Raw genomic sequence first — 18,417 nt, 5'->3', positions numbered from 1 at the left:
GCGGCCGGGGTCGGGGGCGAAGCCGTCCCAGGAGGCGACCAGGTGGGGGTCGGTGTGGTCCTTGGCCTTCTTCGTGTCGAACAGGTACCGGATCAGGCCCGCGGTGTCCTTGCCGCCGCCGATCTTCGCGATCATCAGGCCGCCTTCTTGGTGACGGCCTGGTTCGCCGCTGCCGCGATGTCCCGGACGGTGGTACCGACTGTGGTCAGGGTGTGTTCGGCCTGCGTTAGGACGGCGGTGTCCCCAGCGTGTGGATGGCCGCCAGAGTTGAGCTTCTTGGCGATTTGGTTGATGTTGTGGCTGATCCTGGCGACCTCGCTGCGCAGGGCGGTCAGCTCGTCGATGTAGTCGTCCAGTGGGGTGCGCTGGCCGGGCAGAGCGAGGTCACCGTGGAGATGGGCCATGACGACAGCGCCGACATAGTGGGCGCTGGCGATGTTCAGCGACCGCGCCGCGGCGAGGATCTCGCTCTTCTCGTCGACGCTGTAGCGCACATCGACGCGTTCTTTGCGCTGGACAGGTTCCCGCTGACGGCGGCGCGCGATGCGGTGCAGCGCGGCGGCATCGGCAGCGCGAGGCAGCAGAACGGCGGCGGTCTCGACGAGCTTGTCCTCCTCGGGCACCCCCTGGTGCCCGAACTCCTCCGCCACCCCCGGGGCGGAGGTTCCCCAGTTGGTCCGACCCTTGGACGGTCCAACGGGATACCTTGCTGCGCTGTTGAGGTCGGTGGTCATCTCCTGCTGAGGGGTGAGGATTTCGCGGTACGGGTCGTGCATGGGGGGTCTCCGGGGGTTGCTTGGGTGTCGGGCGCTTCGCTGTGCGCGGCTCCCGTGTCCCCGTGCTCGGCTGCACGGGGACACGGGATGAGCCCGGGAGGCGGGGCGGTCGGCGCGAACGCAGGGTCAGGCCGCCCGCCGCCGTCACCCTGCCCTGGGCCAAGCCGGACGGCGAACCGAAAACCTTCCGCCTCCTCTTCGTCGACGAGAAGAGTCGGGCGTACAACCGCAGCGTCTTCAACATGGGTGCCTGGAAGCTCGCCCTGGCCGCCGCCGGCGTGATTCCTCCGCGCGAGCGCGGCGCGCGCTACCTCCAAGCGGCCCCGGAAGACGGCATGCACGCCCTCCGGCACGCCTACGCCTCCGTACTCCTGGACGCGGGGGAGAGCATCAAGGCGCTCTCCGAATACCTCGGCCACTCGGACCCCGGCTTCACGCTGCGCACGTACACGCACCTGTTGCCGTCCAGTGAGACCCGCACCCGCAAGGCGATCGACGACGCCTTCACGGAAACGGAAGCCGAGGCGGAAGACGACGGCGACCCGCCCGTAGCCCAGGGCACATCAGTGCCCCCGCCGAAACCCATGTGCCCTCAATGTGCCCTGGCCGCCTGACGACCCCTCCGGGGACATGAAAAAGGCGAGGCCCGAAGACCCCGCCCGAATCCCACGAACCCCCAGCTCAAGGCCAAACAAGGCAATAAGGCTGATGCCCCGCCTCATGCAACCGATGGCTGAAGTCCTGCCATTCGTGCAGCAGTTGGTAGACATTGAACGCGTCCCGCGGTCCGCCCCGGTCAGGCACCGTCGACCAGATGAACGCTGCCGCGCCCACCGCCTCCTCGCCGATTCCGCGGAGCGGGTCCACGACCGTCATCGGGAGTTTGACCACGGCGTAGTCGGGGTGGAGGACGACCAGTTCCAGCGGGGGCACCTTGTTGAGCGGGACGCCCTCGATGCCGGTGAGGACCATCGCGGCCATCGTCTCCGGCTTGATCTTGGTGAACATGCCGTTCATCCCGAGCTCGTCGCCGCCGAGTTCCTCGGGGCGCATCGAGATCGGGACGCGGGCCGCGGTCGCGCCGTCGGGCGCACCGAAGTATTTGTACGTCACCCCCACCCGACCACCATTCCTGCTCCCCGCCCGCAACTGATCGATCCGACGTTCGATACGTCGCTCATCGCGATCCGACTCACCCAAACCCGAACCCGAGCCCGAGGACGAACCAGGACCTGCGCCCGAACTCGCACCCGCACCCGAACCCATGCCGGATCCGGGACCGCCCCGCCGTGCCTCGGCGGCTTCTTCCTCGTCGCGCCGGTGCTTCCCCCGCCGGGCACGCCGAGGACCCAGATCGTCAGTCCCCTCGCCCAGTCCGCCACCGCGATGCATATCTCCACCCGACTGCTTTTCTAGGACGCGTGGCCCCAGCCGCGCAACCCGATCATCGTGTCAGTGACCTCCCCCACGGCCGCCCGCCGAAACGTGCGCTGAAACACCTGTCCGCAGGATCTGCGCAAGCCCTGTACACCGGCGCCCGCATGAGCTGTGTGTGTCTGTGTGTATCACCTCCCAGTCTCGCAGATGGGTGGGGGCCCGTGCCCGCCGTCCCGCCGCCTACCCTGAGGAGGTAACTGAGGTCCCGGAGTCCGAGAAGTCGGAGAAGTCGCAGGTCATGAGCCAAACGCCAAGCGAACCGGCAGGTGTACTGCCCAGCACACTGCCCTATCCCTACGAAGCACCCGTCTCGCAGGCTCTTTTCGACCGTGCGTCGGTCGTCACACCGGGCGGCGTGAACTCCCCGGTGCGCGCCTTCCGCGCCGTCGGCGGCACGCCCCGGTTCATGGTGTCCGGCAACGGCCCGTATCTCACCGACGCCGACGGGCGCGAGTACGTCGACCTCGTGTGCTCCTGGGGGCCGATGATCCTCGGGCACTCCCAGCCCGACGTGATCGCCGCCGTGCAGGACGCCGTCTCGCGCGGGACCTCCTTCGGGACCCCCGGTGAGGGCGAGGTCGCGCTCGCCGAGGAGATCGTCGCCCGGGTCGGGCCCGTGCAGCAGGTGCGGCTCGTCAGCAGCGGTACCGAGGCGACCATGTCCGCCATCCGGCTCGCCCGCGGGTTCACCGGGCGGCCCAAGGTCATCAAGTTCGCCGGGTGTTACCACGGTCACGTCGACGCGCTCCTCGCCGCCGCTGGCTCCGGCGTCGCCACCTTCGCGCTGCCCGACACCCCCGGCGTCACCGGCGCCCAGGCCGGCGACACGATCGTCCTGCCGTACAACGATCTCGAAGCCGTGAACGAGGCCTTCCACCGGCATCCCGGTGAGATCGCCTGCGTCATCACCGAGGCTTCGCCCGGGAACATGGGGGTCGTGCCGCCGGCGGCCGGGTTCAATCAGGGGCTCAAGGACGCCTGCAGCAAGAACGGTGCCCTCTTCATCTCCGACGAGGTCATGACCGGGTTCCGGACCAGCAGGGCCGGGTGGTTCGGGATCGACGGGGTCGTCCCCGACCTCATGACGTTCGGGAAGGTCATGGGCGGAGGCTTCCCCGCCGCCGCGTTCGGCGGGCGCGCCGACATCATGGGGCACCTCGCTCCCGCCGGGCCCGTCTACCAGGCCGGCACCCTCTCCGGTAACCCCGTCGCCACCGCCGCCGGTCTCGCCCAGCTGCGGCTCCTCGACGACGCGGCCTACGAGACGGTGGACGCCGTATCGGCGCAGATCCAGTCGCTCGTCACCGAGGCGCTCAACAAGGAGGGTGTCGCGCACCGGCTGCAGAACGCCTCCAACATGTTCTCCGTGTTCTTCACCGACCGGAGCGTGCGCAACTACGAGGACGCCAAGGCGCAGGAGTCGTACCGCTTCACCGCCTTCTTCCACTCGATGCTGGCGCAGGGTGTCTATCTGCCTCCCTCGTCCTTCGAGTCCTGGTTCGTTTCCACGGCCCACGACGAACGGGCCATCCAGCGGATCGCCGACGCCCTTCCGGCGGCGGCCAGAGCGGCGGCGGAGGCCACCCGATGAGCAGCAGCGCCACCAGTGACATCACCGTCGTCCATGTGATGCGGCACGGTGAAGTCGCCAATCCCGAGGGGGTGTTGTACGGGCGGCTGCCCGGCTACCACCTCTCCGAGCTGGGGCGGCAGATGGCCGACCGGGTCGCCGAGCACCTCTCCTCCCGCGATGTCACGCACGTCGTGGCCTCCCCGCTGGAGCGGGCGCAGGAGACGGCCACGCCGATTGCCAAGGCGCACGGGCTCGACCTCGCGACCGACGGGCGGCTGATCGAGGCCGACAACGTCTTCCAGGGCAAGACCTTCGGCGTCGGCGACGGCGCGCTGAAGAAGCCGGACAACTGGAAGTACCTGGTCAACCCGTTCAAGCCGTCCTGGGGCGAGCCCTACGTCGACCAGGTGGTGCGGATGATGGCGGCGCTCGACGCCGCCAAGGACGCGGCACGCGGGCACGAGGCCGTACTGGTCAGCCATCAGCTGCCGATCTGGATCGTGCGGTCCTACGTCGAGCGGCGGCGGCTGTGGCACGACCCGCGCAAGCGCCAGTGCACGCTCGCGTCCCTGACGACCTTCACCTACCGCGGCGACAAGATCGTGTCCGTCGGCTACACCGAGCCGGCCCGTGATCTCGTCCCGGCCCATCTCCTCGCCGGCGCGAAGCCCGTCAAGGGGAAGGACAAAGCGTTCGGCGCGTGACAAACACGGATGACCACTCGTCGGGGTCGGCTGTCGTGACAGCTCTGTGACATTTGTTTCGCAACCCACATGGTTCCTGGCGAACTTTCCCGTCCGTCGCGTCCTCTCACAGGTAGACCACAGAGGAACGCGACGGATGGGGAAGCAATGCGGAGTCTCACTCGACGGGGAGCGCTCGGAGTCGGTGCCGGCGCCGCGGCAGCCGTAGGACTCGCGGGGTGCGGCACGCTCGGCTCGAACGGGTCGAGCCCTTCCGCCAGTTCGGGCAAGGGCCACTCCGGCGGCCCCGCCAAGTCCATGGAGCCCCGCACCAAGCCCATCGGTGACGGCTCCACGTCCTTCACCGGCACCCAGCCCAAGCAGCCCGCCAAGCCCGTGCCGCTGGAGGCCGGGCAGACCCCGCCGCAGTTCGTGATCTTCTCCTGGGACGGCGCCGGCGAGGTCGGCAACGGACTGTTCCCGCGCTTCCTCGACCTCGCCAAGCAGCACGGCGCGAGCATGACCTTCTTCCTCTCCGGCCTCTACCTGCTGCCCGAGTCGAAGAAGCGCCTGTACAACCCGCCGAACAACCCGCGCGGCGCCTCCGACATCGGCTACCTCACCGACGAACACGTCAAGGCGACCCTCACCAACGTCCGGCGCGCATGGCTCGAGGGCCACGAGATAGGCACCCACTTCAACGGCCACTTCTGCTCCGGCTACGGCACCGTCGCCAACTGGACGCCCCAGCAGTGGCGCAGCGAGATCGACCAGGCCAAGTCCTTCGTCAAGGAGTGGCGCACCAACACCGGCTGGCACGACCTGCCGTCGCTGCCCTTCGACTACGACAAGGAGCTCGTCGGCGGCCGTACGCCCTGTCTCCTGGGCCAGAACCAGCTGCTGCCCACCGCCCGTTCGCTCGGCTGGCGCTACGACGCCTCCAACCCCGGCGGCCGGCAGGTCTGGCCCGACAAGAAGAACGGCGTGTGGGACTACCCCCTCCAGGCCGTCCCCTTCCCCGGGCACAGCTTCGAGGTCCTCTCGATGGACTACAACATGCTGGCCAACCAGTCCGTCAACTCCACCAACGCGCCCGCCTACAACTACCCGGGCTGGCGTACCCAGGCCGCGCAGGCCTACATCTCCGGCTTCCAGCGGGCGTACGAGAGCAACCGCGCACCCTTCTTCATCGGCAACCACTTCGAGCACTGGAACGGCGGCATCTACATGGACGCCGTGGAGCAGGCCTTCAAGCACATCGCCGCGGAGAAGGAGAAGGGCGCCGACGTCCGCATGGTCTCCTTCAAGCAGTTCACCGACTGGATCGACGTGCAGAAGCCCGAGGTGCTCGCCAAGCTGCGCGGCCTCGACGTCGGCCAGGCCCCGGCCGGCGGCTGGAAGTCCTACCTGGCCGCGAGCCCCACCGCCTCTTCCACGGCCAGTGGAGACGCCGCCTGAAATGCGGGTTTCCGCCCGCCGCACGCCCTTGAGGGGGGCGCGCAAGATCCCCAGAACGGGCATGCGAAACTTTTCACATGAGTGCCGCCAGTCGCGCCCGTAGCCGCGCCGTCCTGTCGACCGCCGGCGTTGCCGTCGCCGCGTTGGTGCTGTCCGCCTGCAGTTCCGGAGGTACCTCCGGAGGCTCCGGCAACACCAACTTCATCACCGGCTCCGACGGCATCGCGACCGTCAAGAAGGGCGACCGCCAGGCCGCCCCCGACCTGTCCGGCAAGACCATCGACGGCAAGACGCTCGACACCGCCGACTACAAGGGCAAGGTCCTCGTCGTCAACGTGTGGGGCTCCTGGTGCTCCCCGTGCCGCGCCGAGGCGGACAACCTCGTCCAGGTCGCCAAGGCCACCGCGGACAAGGACGTCCAGTTCGTCGGCCTCAACACCCGCGACACCAGCACCGAGCCGGCCGTGGCCTTCGAGAAGAAGTACGCCGTCCCCTACCCCAGCCTGTACGACCCGACGGGCAAGCTGATGCTCCGGTTCAAGAAGGGCACCCTCAACCCGCAGGCCATCCCCTCCACGATCGTCATCGACCGGGACGGGAAGATCGCGGCGCGCGCACTCCAGGCACTGAGCGAGGAGAAGCTGCGCGAGATGCTCGACCCGGTCATCGCGGAGAAGTGAGCTGACGTGCTGCTCGCCGCCGCCATCACCGAACCCAACAGCACGGTCCGCGACGGGGCTCTGCTGCTGGCGCTGCCCATCGCCGTGCTCGGCGGACTCGTCTCCTTCTTCTCCCCGTGCGTCCTGCCGCTGGTCCCCGGATACCTCTCCTACGTCACGGGCGTCACCGGCACCGATCTCGGCGAGGCCCGCCGGGGGCGCATGGTGATGGGCGCCTCCCTCTTCGTCCTGGGCTTCACCGCCGTGTTCGTCTCCGGCGGGGCCCTGTTCGGCTACTTCGGGTACACGCTCCAGGAGAACAAGGACGTCCTGACCAAGGTGCTGGGCGTGCTCATGATCCTCATGGGCGTGTTCTTCATGGGGATGATGCCCTGGCTGACCCAGCGTGAGTTCCGCTTCCACAAGCGGCCCGCCGCCGGGTTGATCGGGGCGCCCGTCCTGGGCGCGCTTTTCGGGATCGGCTGGACACCCTGCATCGGCCCCACGCTCGCGTCCGTCATCGCACTGTCGTCGCAGCAGTCGAGTGCCGGTCGCGGCGCCATACTGACCGTCGCGTACTGTCTCGGCCTGGGTGTCCCCTTCGTCCTCACCGCGGTCGCGTTCCGCAAGGCCCTCGGTGCCTTCGGCTGGGTCAAGCGCCACTACGTCTGGGTGATGCGTGCCGGCGGCACCATGATGATCGTGACCGGCGTGCTGCTGCTCACCGGCGCCTGGGACGCGCTGGTGCAGGACATGCAGAGCTGGTCCAACGGTTTCACTGTAGGGATCTGATCGATGAGCAAGACGACCACCGACACGTCCGCCGCCGAGGACCAGGACCTCGGCGCCGCCGGCTCCCAGCTCTCCACCGCCCCCGTCGAGACCGCCATGCCCGGCTCCTTCGGCGGCAACCGGAAGCCCGGCCTGACGGGCTGGCTCGGCTGGACCGGCCGTGAAGTGCTCGGCTGGGCGCGCTGGATGTGGCGGCAGCTGACCTCGATGCGGGTCGCGCTGATGCTGCTGTTCCTGCTGTCGCTCGGCGCGGTCCCCGGCTCGCTGATCCCGCAGTCCGGCACCGACGCGCTGAAGGTCTCCGAGTTCCAGGCCGCGCACAAGACGCTCGGGCCGATCTACCAGAAGCTCGGCCTCTTCCACGTCTACGGCTCGGCCTGGTTCGGCGCGATCTACATCCTTCTCTTCGTCTCCCTCATCGGCTGCATCATCCCGCGCACCTGGCAGTTCGTCGGCCAGCTCCGCGGCCGTCCGCCGGGCGCCCCCAAACGCCTCAACCGCCTTCCCGCCTACGCGACTTGGCGCACCGCCGCCGAACCCGAGCAGGTCCGCGAAGTCGCCCTCGCGGTGTTGAAGAAGCGGCGCTTCCGCGCCCACGTCGCCGGGGACGCCGTAGCCGCCGAGAAGGGCTATCTGCGCGAGACCGGCAACCTCCTCTTCCACCTCGCGCTGATCGTGATGCTGATCGCCTTCGCGTGGGGCCAGCTCTTCAAGTCCGAGGGCGACAAACTGGTCGTCGAGGGCGACGGTTTCTCCAACACCCTCACCCAGTACGACGACTTCAAGTCCGGCAACCTCTTCAGCGACGACGACCTCGTCCCCTTCAGCTTCAACCTGAAGAACTTCGTCGGCACGTACGAGCGCACCGGCCCCAACCGGGGTACCCCGCGCACCTTCCAGGCCGACATCACCTACAGCGTCGGCGCCTACGGCAAGGCCGAGAAGCACACCATCAAGGTCAACGAGCCGCTGGAGATCGGCAGCTCCAAGGTCTACCTGGTCAGCCACGGCTACGCCCCCGTCGTCACCGTCCGGGACGGCAAGGGCAACGTGGTCTTCCACCAGGCCGTGCCGATGCTGCCGATCGACTCCAACGTCACCTCGCAGGGCGCGATCAAGGTCCTCGACGGCTACAAGAACGCCCAGGGCGTCGCCGAACAGCTCGGCTTCGCGGCCGTGTTCGTGCCGACGTACGCCAAGAGCAGCGGCACGATGTTCTCCCAGTACCCCGGCCTCGACTACCCGGTGCTCAATGTCACCGGCTACCACGGCGACCTGGGCGTCAACGCGGGCATCCCGCAGAACGTGTACCAGCTGGAGACCAAGAACCTGAAGCAGTTCAAGGACTCCAAGGGCAACATCCTCAAGCAACAGCTGCTGCCCGGCGAGACGATGACCCTGCCGAACGGCGCCGGGTCGATCACCTTCGACAAGCAGATCAAGGAATGGGCGGGCTTCCAGGTCGTCCAGCAGCCCGGCACCGACTGGGCGCTGGCCGGCGCGCTCACCGCGATCTTCGGTCTGGCCGGCTCCCTGTTCATCCAGCGCCGCCGCGTCTGGGTGCGCGCCACCACCGGCGACGACGGCAGCACCGTCGTCGAGATGGCCGGGCTCGGCCGCAGCGAGTCCGCGAAACTCCCCGAGGAACTCGGCGACCTGGCGGCACTCGTGCACGACCGGGCCCCGACGAAGACCGACGACGAACCCTCCGTACCCCCCGAAGGGGCTGAGCAGCAGTGAACATCGCCGCCGCCACCAACGAGCACCTGGCCAACGTCAGCAACACGCTGATCTACTCCTCGATGGCCGTCTACACCCTGGCCTTCCTGGCGTACATCGCCGAGTGGACCTTCGGCAGCCGCAGCAAGATCGGCCGTACGGCCGCCGCGCTGACCGGTGCCGCCGCGAAGAAGGCGGACGCGCCCGCCGTCACCGTGCAGAAAGCCGGTGGCACCACCGTCCTGGAGCGGCCGAAGGTCGTCGTCCGGGCCGCGTCCGGCTCCCGCGACGTGCCGGACGGTCCCGGCGCGCACGGCGGGGACGAACAGGGCGACCTCTACGGCCGTATCGCCGTGTCCCTCACGGTGCTCGCGTTCCTCGTCGAGCTGTCCGGGGTCCTCGCCCGCGCGGCCTCGGTGGAGCGGGCGCCCTGGGGCAACATGTACGAGTTCAACATCACCTTCTCCACGGTCGCCGTCGGCGTGTACCTCACGCTGCTGCTGCTCAAGAAGAACGTGCGCTGGCTCGGACTGTTCCTGGTCACCACGGTCCTCCTCGATCTCGGTATCGCCGTCACTGTCTTGTACACCGCCAGCGACCAGTTGGTTCCCGCCCTCCACTCGTACTGGCTGTACATCCACGTCTCGACCGCGATCATCTGCGGCGCGGTCTTCTACGTGGGCGCGGTGGGCACGCTCCTCTACCTCTTCAAGGACTCGTACGAGAGCAAGCTCGCGAGCGGCGGCAAGCCCGGCGCCTTCGCCACCTCCGTGATGGAGCGGCTGCCCGCCTCGGCGAACCTCGACAAGTTCTCCTACCGCGTGAACGCGGCCGTCTTCCCCCTCTGGACGTTCACGATCATCGCGGGCTCGATCTGGGCCGAGTCGGCCTGGGGCCGCTACTGGGGCTGGGACCCGAAGGAGACCTGGGCGTTCATCACCTGGGTCGCCTACGCCTGCTACCTGCACGCCCGCGCCACGGCCGGCTGGAAGGGCCGCAAGGCCGCCTACCTGGCCCTGATCGCCTTCGGCTGCTGGATCTTCAACTACTACGGCGTCAACATCTTCGTCGGCGGCAAGCACTCCTACGCCGGCGTCTGACGTCACTGACCACGGCTGAAGTCCCTTACGGCGCCTAGGCCGGAGGCAGGCACTCCTTCGACGGGGGCCTGCCCTCCGGCCAGGCGATCCTCACGAAGCGGGCGGCGCCCTTCGGGGTGAGTTCCACGATCGGTACGGCCTTGTCGTACGGGTTGCCGTGGACGTCCAGGCAGATCCAGCCGCTCGCCCCGCTCACCCGCAACGAGCCCTTGACCTGCGGCCATTGGAGGCCGACGTCGGACAGGGGCGGGATCTTGCGCTGGGCCGGGGTGGCCTCGCGGACGCCGTGGACGGCGAGTTGCATCGCGTCGTAGGCGATGATCGCCTGTCCGTCGGCGAGGGCGACCGGGCCGATCGGGCCGACCGGTGCGGCCTTGGCGGCGGCAAGGAGCCTGTCGAGTTCCTGCGAGTCCTGGGCCGAACCCCCGGTCGCCGGGGCGTTCTTGAGCCAGGCGTCCGGGTGGGCCAGCGCGGTGTAGCGGACCGAGACCCCGTGCTGGAGCGCGCTCGCGTGGAGCTGGCTGTCGCCGGTCAGGTACGAGCCCTCGTCGCCGGTGAGCACCGTGAACTTCCGTGACTGGCAGCCGCGGCGGCCCAACGCGTTGATGAACTGGCGCAGTTGGGTGTGCCGCCCGGCGAAGAACACCGTGTCCAGCCTCGCGTCCGTGTCGCAGACGAGATCGGTGATCTGCCGGAACGTGTTGGGCGTGCTGCCCTCCTGGCTGCGGTCCGCGGGCGGGGTGAACGGCCAGGAGCCGTACGGCGATCCCTTCAGCAGCGTGGTGAAGGCCTGCTGCAGTGTCTTCGTGTACGGGTCGCCCGGCTTGTCGTAGACGAGCAGCGCCCGGTCCGCCGTCACCTTGGCGAACGAGGCCAGCGCGCGGGCCTCGTCGGTGTTGGTGGGGGAGACCCGGGCAAGACCCGGGTAAGGGTCCTTGCCCTGCTGCCCGTTGGCGAGGTCGTCGGCGGTGATGGAGGAGCCCACCACCGGGACACCGAGCCGGGTCAGCTGCGCCACGGCCTTCTTGTTGTTGTCGGTGCTCGTCCCTATCCCGGTGACCGCCCGCAGCCGGTCCGACGACGTCGTCATCGCCACGATCCGGTCCACCGCCCGCTCCCAATGGGCGCCCGTGGCACCGGGGTTGGCGAGCACCAGCCGGATGTACGGGGTCTCGCCGTTGTCGTCGTGATTGGCCGCGTACTGCGCGAGATAGGCACCCTGCAACTCGTGCTGCACATCGTTCAACGTGTCGGCGTCGGTCGCGGTGAACGGCTCGTAGAGCGCGACCGAGACATACGTCCCCGCCTTCAGCCTGCCGTTCTCGCGCGCCACCGCCCTGATCGTGTCGGCGAGCCGGCGCTGACCGAAGTCGAACGCCGACGTCGACACCCCCACACACTCGTCACTGCCCTCGGGACGGGCCACCCCGGCCGCACACGAACGGTCCTCTTGCAGAGCCGTGCGGACCAGCACGACCAGACCGGCGACCAGGACGGCCGCCACCACCAGGGCCGTGTACCGGTAGACCGGGATGGTCCGGATCTCCTCGAACAGCTCGCGCAGCCGTCGCCTCACCGCAGGCCCCCGCTTCCGTCGTCGTCCGCCCCCGCGGGCACCCGCAGCGGACGCCCCGCCAGCGCGTTCTCCGGCCACTGCTGCGCGGCCCGGTACAGCAGTTCGCTGCCCGCGGGCCAGACCGTCGACAGCTGCTCCAGATCGAAGTGCATCCGGTCCGCGACCTCCCCGTCCGGGAGTACCAGCGGATCCGTCACCTGCCACACCGCGTGCAGCAGCCGCCGTACCGTCAGATGCAGGACCGGGTCCACGCCGTCCGGCGGCTGCTCCTCGGCGTCCGTGCGGGCCAGCGCGACGGCCTTGCGGTGGTCGCCGGCCGCGCCGATGTCCCGGCCGTGCGGATCGTGCGCGTGGTAGTAGGGCGCGGCGGTCACGAACAGCAGCGTCTCCAGCCAGGCCCGCGGGGGAATGAGGCGGAAGTTGTCCCGCAGATACTCCACCGCGTCCGCCGTGTCGCCGAGCGCGAGTTCGTGATGCAGCCGGTAGCGGGCGCGGGACGGGGCGTCCGGGCTGCCGGGCAGCCCCTCGTAGTGCGAGAGCAGCGAACGGTGCACCGCCCGCCACCGCCCGTGGTCCGCGTCGTCCAGATGCAGCCGCAGCAGGAGCAGCGTGCGCAGGAACGGATCGCCCACGAAATAGCCCGCCGCCGGCGGCAGACCCTCCGAAGTGAGCTGCGTGCGCAGCCGGTTGACCCCGGACGCGCCGAAACTGTCCCGCAGCCGCCGCCCCTGGGCCAGCGCCCGCGCGGAGTCCCCGTCGTGCGCGGTGGCCAGCACGGCGAGCTCCTCCGCGATCCCGGGAGCCACCAGCCGGTCCAGCAACTCCCGGTACACGGGCCGCGGATCACTCGCCGCATCCCCCTCCGGCTTCAGCCCCGCGGTCAGCAACTCCCCGGGGCTCACGGCCCCGACCGGCCGGGTCTGCCGTACCGCCTCTCCGAGCAGCGCCGCCCCCAGCGGACTGCCGGCCGTCAACCGATGGATGGCGTACGGCAGTTGGGGCGGCACCTCGACCCGGATCTCCTCGGTCGCGCACACGTCCGCGATGACACGCCGGGTCTCCTCCGGAGTCAGCGGCGGCAGCGTCACCAGCAGGGCCCGCGAGGACGGCGAAGCACCCGGCACCCAGCCACTGGCCCGCCCCATCTCCGGCAACGGATGACGGACCGCGTCCGGCAGATCGGGATGCCGGTCCCCGCGCAGCGCGGCGAAGAAGGCCACCTGGTCGCCGACACCGTCCGAACGCTCCTTCAGTACGGCCTTCATCAGCCCGGGACCCGGCCCCGACTGCACGTTGTCGACGAGCACGACCGGCCGCCCGACCCGGCGCATCCGCTCCCACCGGCGCCGGTAGGTGTCGCCCAGGTCGGCGAGCAGCGCGCGCAGCAGCCAGCGTTCGGCGTCCGTGCGGGAGGTGCCGTCGGCGCGGAAGTCCCGGGCGATCTCGATCAGCCCGCGCTTGGGGTCACCGCTCGCGCCCGGGTAGTCGCGGTACCACTCGGCGCCCGCCTTCAACAGCCCGTTCGGCGTCCACACCAGGTCGAAGAGGGTGTCGAGGGTCGCCTCGATGAAGGCCTGGCCGACCGGGCCGGTACCGGACACATTGGCGATCAGCCGCGAGGCGACCTTGGTCGCCCAGCCCTGCGCGATCACCGACCAGCGCCGGGCCGGATCGCTCAGCAGCAGGATCCGCCGGGCCTCCTCACGGGCACTGTCCTCGTCCCGGGCGTCCCAGCCGGTGGCGCACACCGCGAGGAGCCCGGCCTCCAGACGAGGGAAGTCGATGGCACCGGCGCCGTGCACCACCGGCTCCCTGAGCTGCTCCGCGACCGTGGTCAGCGCCTGCCACACCGGGGACCAGGTCGCGGCGGGCCGGCCGTCCGGCAGCCGGGTCAGCCGGTCGGCCTCGCAGTCGATCAGCGCGACCGGCGTGTGCTCGCGGTACGCGGTGCGCAACTCCGCCAGCACCGTGCTCTTGCCGAGGCCGCGCGCGCCCGCGAGCACCACGAAGGGCGGTTCCGGGTGTTCGTACGGCGAGGTGAGCAGCTGGTAGGGGCGCAGCCCGGTCAGGCGCGAGGCGAGACCTGGCGGCTGTGCCTCGAACAGCGCCCCGCGGCCGTGCAGCCCTCTACCCACCGCATCTCCCCCTGAGCGGTCGCCCTGCACACCGGAACCTGTCTATCAACACCAGAGTAAATAGGGGGAGTTGGTTCGGACTAGGTCGTGTGGTGTCCGTTGAGTTACGAAAATGTCGGAACGGTGCCCGGTTCGGTCGGCGGCCTATTCGACGGTGATCGAGTCCAGCTTCTCCCGCAGATACACATGCGAGTCGACGGCCTCGTACGCCACCCGTCCGACCGGCGCGGGCACCGACTCCACGAGCGTGCCCGGGGTGCACTCGCCGAAGTAGACCAGCGACATCAGCTCCTCGGCGGGCGCGTCGGCGGGCGGCGGCAGCACGCGGTGCCGTCCCGAACGCCACCGGTCACCGGTCCAACGGGCCATCAGATCACCGATGTTGATGGTGAAGGCGTCGGAATCGAACGGCGCGTCCTCCCATCCCCCCTCGTCGGTGAAGACCTGAAGTCCCCCCTTCCCGGCCTGCCGGTCGAGGATCGTCACCGTCCCGAAGTCGGTGTGCGGCCCGATCCGGAACTGCCCCGGCTCCGGCTCCCCGACGACCTCCACCCCCGGATACCAGTTGATGTTGAACCCGTACGTCGGATGGTCCATGTGCCGGGAGAAGAAGTCGGGTCCGAGCCCGAGCGCCTCCCCGAGCAGCGACAGCAGCTGCTTCTCCAGCTCGCCCATCCGGTCGAGGTACTCCTCGCAGAGCTCCTGGAGCCCGGGGATCTCCGTCGGCCACACATTGGGCGCGTACCACTCGGCGTTGATCACCGGGTCCTCGAACGGCCGGTGCGTGGCGAAGGTCAGCGACTCCTTCAGATCCGGCGGCGTCTCGGTCCCCTCCGAGTACCCGTTGGCCTCGGCCCCCGGCCCGAGCCACCCGCGCCCGCCGACCTTGGCGGAGTACGGCTCCTTGACATCGACCGGCAGCGCGAAGAAGGCCCGCGCGGCCTCCCGGATCCGGGACCGCAGCGCCGGATCGACACCATGCCCGGTGACGAGCAGGAACCCGGCCGTCTGCAGGGCGTCGTCGACGGTACGGGCGATGTCCTTGCGGATCTCCTCGTCCCCCTCGATCCAGGGACGCAGATCGATCGTGGGAATGCGGGGTGGGTTCTGGGGCTCAGTCACCGATGTCCTCGTTCCAGAGTGCCGGGTTGTTCTTGATGAAGTCGCGCATCAGCGAGGTGCACTCAGGATCGTCGAGGAGGACGATCTCCACACCGTGCTCGGCGAGCCAGTCGTGCCCACCGTGGAAGGTGGCGGCCTCACCGACCACGACCCGCGAAATACCGAACTGCCGCACCAGCCCGCTGCAGTACCAGCAGGGGGAGAGGGTCGTCACCATGGTCGTCCCTCGGTACGACCGCTGCCGGCCCGCGGCCCGGAAGGCGGCCGTCTCCGCGTGCATCGAGGGGTCGTCGTCCTGGACGCGCCGGTTGTGGCCGCGCCCCAGCAGGGTGCCGTCGGCGCCGTAGAGGGCGGCACCGATCGGGATGCCGCCCTCGCCGAGCCCGGCGCGGGCCTCCTCGACGGCGGTCGCGAGCCAGACGCTCGCCCGTGCCTGATCCAAAGGCTTCATGTGCTCACTCTCCAGTGGCCGAAACACGAGGGCAACGTGCGGAAAGTACTCTCCCCGCAACCCGTACCCGGACGAACTGTCCGCGCCTCTGGAGGTTCCCGTGCCCGCACTCACCCTCCGTGAGGTCCTGGCCCTCGACCCGGTCCGCGCCTCCGAACCCGAACTCCTCGCCGGAGAAGCCGCCCTCGACCGCCCCGTGCGCTGGGTCCACTCCAGCGAGGTCTACGAGGGTGCGAACTTCCTCGACGGCGGCGAACTCCTCCTCACCAACGGCTTCGGCCTCACCGACACCGCCGCCGAGACCCGCCGCCGCTACGTCCGCGAGCTGGCGGCCCGGGGCGCATCCGGCCTGGCGGTCGAGATAGGCCGCTCCCTGCCCACGATGCCGCCGGAGGTCACGGACGAGGCCCGCCGCCTGGGCCTTCCCCTGCTGGCCCTGCACCGGGTCGTGCCCTTCGTACGGATCACCGAGGCAGCCAACCGGGCGATCGTCGCCAGGGGCCTGTCCGGCCGCTCCGTCGTACGACCGTGGGGCGACGACCACACCGCCGCCCTGCTGGCCGACCTCGCGGACCGCGCCGCGCTGAACCAGCCCGAGGTCGAGGCACGGTCGGCACTCTCCGGCTTCCACCCCGGCCCCGGCGCCCGCCTGATCGGCGTCTCGGTGCACGGCACACGCGACGTGACGGCCGTCGACCGGGCGGTACGGCTGCTGGGCGGGGCGAGTGTGCTGCGGGCGGCGTTTCCCGGAGACGTACTGGCGCTGCTCGCGCTTCCGGGCGCTGTCTCGGGTGACCCCGTCCGCGCGGTACAGGAGGCCTTCCGTACGGCCGCCGAGCCCGGGCAGACCGTTGCGGTCGGGCATGTGGTCGACGCCGGCAGCGGCTGGCTGCGGTGGAGCGACACACTGCGGGCGGCCCGTACGACGCTGGAACTCGCGCTCACGGTCCCGGCCGCCGAACCTGCCGCACCGGAGGGCCCGTTGGTGACATCGGCGCGGGCACTGGCGCTGGAACGGGAGCTGACCCGGGGCGGTGTCGACGCGAACCGCGACCGCCTGGCCCGGCTGGTGCAGCATGCGCTCGGCCCGCTGCTGGCGTGGGAGGCGGCCCACCCGAGCGACCTGGTGCGCACGCTGGAGGTGCACCTGCGGCACGGCTGCTCACCCACCCGGACAGCGGCCCTGCTGCACATCGGCCGCCAGTCGCTCTACCAACGCCTGGAACGCATCGAGTCGTTGCTCGGCCTGGAGATCGACGACCCGGACCTGTTGGGGGAGTTGCTGGCGGCGGTGTGCGCGCATCGGGTGGTGCGGGGGATGGGGGCGGCTCAGGTACGGGGCCTGCGGACCGTGGCTTAGTGGTCGGTTCCGGAGGTCCTTCGGTGTCGTGCGTGGTGGGTGCGCTGGGCCTGTTCCGCTACCCTCACCGGCATGCCGAAGACACTGCGGGCTCTGGTGAGGGGCTTTTGGGCGCTTGATCGCCGCATCGGAGGCAATCGACCGCCAACCCGTTTCGAGCGCTTTGCCGGGCGCCACCCCTTGGCGCCGGCTGTCGCAATCGGTTTGCTCTTCCTCGCACTGATTGCTGCGCCCCCGGGCACACAGACCGTGGACGTCGAGGTGGGGATCGCCGGCGGCGCTCTCCTCGGCCTGACGTACTACTTGACGGCGATTTACGAGCGGGCCCGTCAGCGACGCCTGATTCGGCAAGGCGTGTGGGAGCCCGCCCCGCCGTCTTAGTGGCGCAGGGTGACTTGGCTGGGGCCGTTGAAGGGGGCGTAGCAGGTCACCGTGGGTGGGGTGCGCAGGATGTCGTCCTCGGTGAACAGTTTCCGTACGGCGTCGAAGGAGACCTCGCCGCCGACCACCGGGGCGACACGGTCGTAGAAGAGGCGTGACGGCTCCGGCAACGGCTCGCCGGGCTTGCCCTCGTCCTCGCTCCACACGTCCCAGAGCAGGGTCTCGACCTTGTTGAGGGCGGCGAGGTCGAGGCGGATGTTGCCCGCGACGAACCGCTCGCCCCAGAACGGGCCGTCCTCCGGCGGGTGCAGTCCGAAGGTCGTCGGGTCGGCGCCGCCCGTGCGGATGGCCTGCCAGGCCTCGCCCGCTACGAGGAAGCGGTCGCGCGGTACGTCCATCGGGTCGAAGTCGATGTTCCAGTGGTCCGCGATCACGGGGTCGGCGAGCTGGGAGTCTGCGAGGAGCCAGCCACGGTCGTCGTGCCAGTACTCGGTGACGACGTGATCGCCGTGGAAACGGTCGGAGCTGTTCTCGCTGAAGTAGTCGGCGAAGCCCGAGCGGATACGGGCCGGGATGCCCAGGTGCCGCAGGAACGAGCAGTGCAGCAGCGAGAAGTCCCGGCAGGTCCCGACGAACCGGTCGCCCGGTGCGCGTCGTTGGGTGAGCGGGGCGTCGTTCCGGTCGACGAGGATGCGGAGGATGTCGTCGATGTAGCGGGTCTCGGCGTCGTTGTGCAGGCGGTCGGTGGGGTGGACGTGGTCGTAGAAGCCGGCTTCCAGGCGGTGGACGATCAAGTCGCGGGTGATGTGGGCGAGTTGGGTGGGGGCGCGGGGGAGGTCGGCGTAGTGGGAGGTGAGGGCGCCGGGGTCGGAGTAGGTGCTCTGGGTGGCGTAGAAGGTGCGGAAGTCGAGGGGCATGACATCGCACCGTGTCAAAATTCGCCCTTAATTGTCCATAGTTCAGGGGTGCTTGAGTTCGGGTCGGGCGTGGGTTCGGTGGGCGTTGGTTGGGATGGTGCTGTTGGGCCACTCGCTTCTTTGTCAGTGTCGGACTTCCACGGACCGAGTAAAGGGCGCTCCGCTGCGCTGCGCGTCGGCTACGCCGATGACCCTCCGGGTCACCCTTGACTAGGTCCGCTCCAGCCCGTTTGAGAAGCGAGCGAGCGGCCGGGAGGAATGGGGGTCCCAGGTACGCC

The 18,417-nt window shown here is 69.6% G+C and carries 16 protein-coding genes and 1 pseudogene; 10 read left to right on the top strand and 7 right to left on the bottom strand.

The features are described 5' to 3' along the window. Positions 1 to 134: 134 nt before the first annotated feature. Positions 135 to 776: a MobC family plasmid mobilization relaxosome protein gene (locus tag OC490_RS48235; protein WP_262064416.1), complete on the bottom strand. Its 642-nt coding sequence runs from the start codon at positions 774 to 776 to the stop codon at positions 135 to 137. 131 nt (positions 777 to 907) lie between these two features. On the opposite strand from OC490_RS48235, the pseudogene OC490_RS48230 reads away from it, so the two are divergent. Continuing rightward, positions 908 to 1,390 (top strand): annotated as a pseudogene (locus OC490_RS48230) (tyrosine-type recombinase/integrase); the annotation flags it as partial. Positions 1,391 to 1,457: 67 nt separating this feature from the next. Here OC490_RS48230 and OC490_RS48225 read toward each other — a convergent pair. Beyond that, positions 1,458 to 1,895, bottom strand: coding sequence for a hypothetical protein (locus OC490_RS48225; RefSeq protein WP_019061278.1), 438 nt, complete (start codon positions 1,893 to 1,895; stop codon positions 1,458 to 1,460). A gap of 556 nt (positions 1,896 to 2,451) precedes the next feature. Between OC490_RS48225 and hemL the strand changes: the two genes are divergently transcribed. From hemL to ccsB, 7 genes are all read left to right on the top strand, one after another. Next, positions 2,452 to 3,804, top strand: a complete 1,353-nt coding sequence (hemL, locus tag OC490_RS48220) for a glutamate-1-semialdehyde 2,1-aminomutase (protein WP_262064415.1) — start codon at positions 2,452 to 2,454, stop codon at positions 3,802 to 3,804. Further along, positions 3,801 to 4,490 carry a histidine phosphatase family protein gene (locus tag OC490_RS48215; RefSeq protein WP_262064414.1) on the top strand — a complete coding sequence of 230 codons (690 nt, stop codon included), beginning with the start codon at positions 3,801 to 3,803 and terminating at the stop codon, positions 4,488 to 4,490. Before hemL ends, OC490_RS48215 begins: the two co-directional genes overlap by 4 nt. 147 nt (positions 4,491 to 4,637) lie before the next feature. Beyond that, complete coding sequence (locus OC490_RS48210; protein ID WP_262064413.1) at positions 4,638 to 5,927, top strand: hypothetical protein; 1,290 nt, start codon at positions 4,638 to 4,640, stop codon at positions 5,925 to 5,927. A 77-nt stretch (positions 5,928 to 6,004) separates the two neighbouring features. Continuing rightward, positions 6,005 to 6,607, top strand: coding sequence for a TlpA family protein disulfide reductase (locus OC490_RS48205; RefSeq protein ID WP_200715143.1), 603 nt, complete (start codon positions 6,005 to 6,007; stop codon positions 6,605 to 6,607). A 9-nt stretch (positions 6,608 to 6,616) separates the two neighbouring features. Further along, positions 6,617 to 7,378 carry a cytochrome c biogenesis CcdA family protein gene (locus tag OC490_RS48200; protein WP_262064417.1) on the top strand — a complete coding sequence of 254 codons (762 nt, stop codon included), beginning with the start codon at positions 6,617 to 6,619 and terminating at the stop codon, positions 7,376 to 7,378. Positions 7,379 to 7,381: 3 nt separating this feature from the next. Beyond that, positions 7,382 to 9,118: a cytochrome c biogenesis protein ResB gene (locus tag OC490_RS48195; RefSeq protein WP_262064412.1), complete on the top strand. Its 1,737-nt coding sequence runs from the start codon at positions 7,382 to 7,384 to the stop codon at positions 9,116 to 9,118. Next, complete coding sequence (ccsB, locus tag OC490_RS48190; protein WP_262064411.1) at positions 9,115 to 10,197, top strand: c-type cytochrome biogenesis protein CcsB; 1,083 nt, start codon at positions 9,115 to 9,117, stop codon at positions 10,195 to 10,197. The genes OC490_RS48195 and ccsB overlap by 4 nt, the downstream gene beginning before the upstream one ends. Before the next feature lie 34 nt (positions 10,198 to 10,231). Here the strand turns inward: ccsB and OC490_RS48185 are convergent, their stop codons facing one another. The 4 genes from OC490_RS48185 to OC490_RS48170 form a co-directional block, all read right to left on the bottom strand. Next, positions 10,232 to 11,773: a hypothetical protein gene (locus OC490_RS48185; protein WP_262064410.1), complete on the bottom strand. Its 1,542-nt coding sequence runs from the start codon at positions 11,771 to 11,773 to the stop codon at positions 10,232 to 10,234. Further along, on the bottom strand, positions 11,770 to 13,908 hold the full coding sequence (locus tag OC490_RS48180) for a hypothetical protein (RefSeq protein WP_262064409.1): 2,139 nt from the start codon (positions 13,906 to 13,908) through the stop codon (positions 11,770 to 11,772). Before OC490_RS48180 ends, OC490_RS48185 begins: the two co-directional genes overlap by 4 nt. A 144-nt stretch (positions 13,909 to 14,052) precedes the next feature. Then, positions 14,053 to 15,030 carry an isopenicillin N synthase family dioxygenase gene (locus OC490_RS48175; RefSeq protein WP_262064408.1) on the bottom strand — a complete coding sequence of 326 codons (978 nt, stop codon included), beginning with the start codon at positions 15,028 to 15,030 and terminating at the stop codon, positions 14,053 to 14,055. After that, a complete protein-coding gene (locus tag OC490_RS48170) occupies positions 15,023 to 15,481 on the bottom strand; it encodes a nucleoside deaminase (protein ID WP_262064407.1) in 459 nt (152 codons plus the stop codon). The genes OC490_RS48175 and OC490_RS48170 overlap by 8 nt, the downstream gene beginning before the upstream one ends. Positions 15,482 to 15,581: 100 nt before the next feature. Between OC490_RS48170 and OC490_RS48165 the strand changes: the two genes are divergently transcribed. Together OC490_RS48165 and OC490_RS48160 are read left to right on the top strand one after the other, a co-directional pair. Further along, positions 15,582 to 16,841 carry a PucR family transcriptional regulator gene (locus OC490_RS48165; RefSeq protein ID WP_262064406.1) on the top strand — a complete coding sequence of 420 codons (1,260 nt, stop codon included), beginning with the start codon at positions 15,582 to 15,584 and terminating at the stop codon, positions 16,839 to 16,841. Positions 16,842 to 16,913: 72 nt separating this feature from the next. After that, positions 16,914 to 17,222, top strand: coding sequence for a hypothetical protein (locus OC490_RS48160; protein ID WP_262064405.1), 309 nt, complete (start codon positions 16,914 to 16,916; stop codon positions 17,220 to 17,222). Here the strand turns inward: OC490_RS48160 and OC490_RS48155 are convergent. Continuing rightward, positions 17,219 to 18,139, bottom strand: coding sequence for a transglutaminase-like domain-containing protein (locus OC490_RS48155; RefSeq protein WP_262064404.1), 921 nt, complete (start codon positions 18,137 to 18,139; stop codon positions 17,219 to 17,221). The genes OC490_RS48160 and OC490_RS48155 overlap by 4 nt on opposite strands. Positions 18,140 to 18,417 lie beyond the last annotated feature (278 nt).

Source organism: Streptomyces sp. STR69, assembly GCF_024519455.1.
Lineage (GTDB): Bacteria > Actinomycetota > Actinomycetes > Streptomycetales > Streptomycetaceae > Streptomyces.
This window is presented reverse-complemented; position numbering and strand designations above follow the sequence as displayed.

What these genes read in the sequence shown, in the direction of transcription:
- OC490_RS48210 (WP_262064413.1), top strand. Translation starts at nt 4,638, where the DNA reads ATGCGGAGTCTCACTCGACGGGGAGCGCTCGGAGTCGGTGCCGGCGCC.
- OC490_RS48160 (WP_262064405.1), top strand. Translation starts at nt 16,914, where the DNA reads ATGCCGAAGACACTGCGGGCTCTGGTGAGGGGCTTTTGGGCGCTTGAT.
- OC490_RS48205 (WP_200715143.1), top strand. Translation starts at nt 6,005, where the DNA reads ATGAGTGCCGCCAGTCGCGCCCGTAGCCGCGCCGTCCTGTCGACCGCC.
- OC490_RS48155 (WP_262064404.1), bottom strand. Translation starts at nt 18,139, where the DNA reads ATGCCCCTCGACTTCCGCACCTTCTACGCCACCCAGAGCACCTACTCC.
- hemL (WP_262064415.1), top strand. Translation starts at nt 2,452, where the DNA reads ATGAGCCAAACGCCAAGCGAACCGGCAGGTGTACTGCCCAGCACACTG.
- OC490_RS48170 (WP_262064407.1), bottom strand. Translation starts at nt 15,481, where the DNA reads ATGAAGCCTTTGGATCAGGCACGGGCGAGCGTCTGGCTCGCGACCGCC.
- OC490_RS48195 (WP_262064412.1), top strand. Translation starts at nt 7,382, where the DNA reads ATGAGCAAGACGACCACCGACACGTCCGCCGCCGAGGACCAGGACCTC.
- OC490_RS48235 (WP_262064416.1), bottom strand. Translation starts at nt 776, where the DNA reads ATGCACGACCCGTACCGCGAAATCCTCACCCCTCAGCAGGAGATGACC.
- OC490_RS48215 (WP_262064414.1), top strand. Translation starts at nt 3,801, where the DNA reads ATGAGCAGCAGCGCCACCAGTGACATCACCGTCGTCCATGTGATGCGG.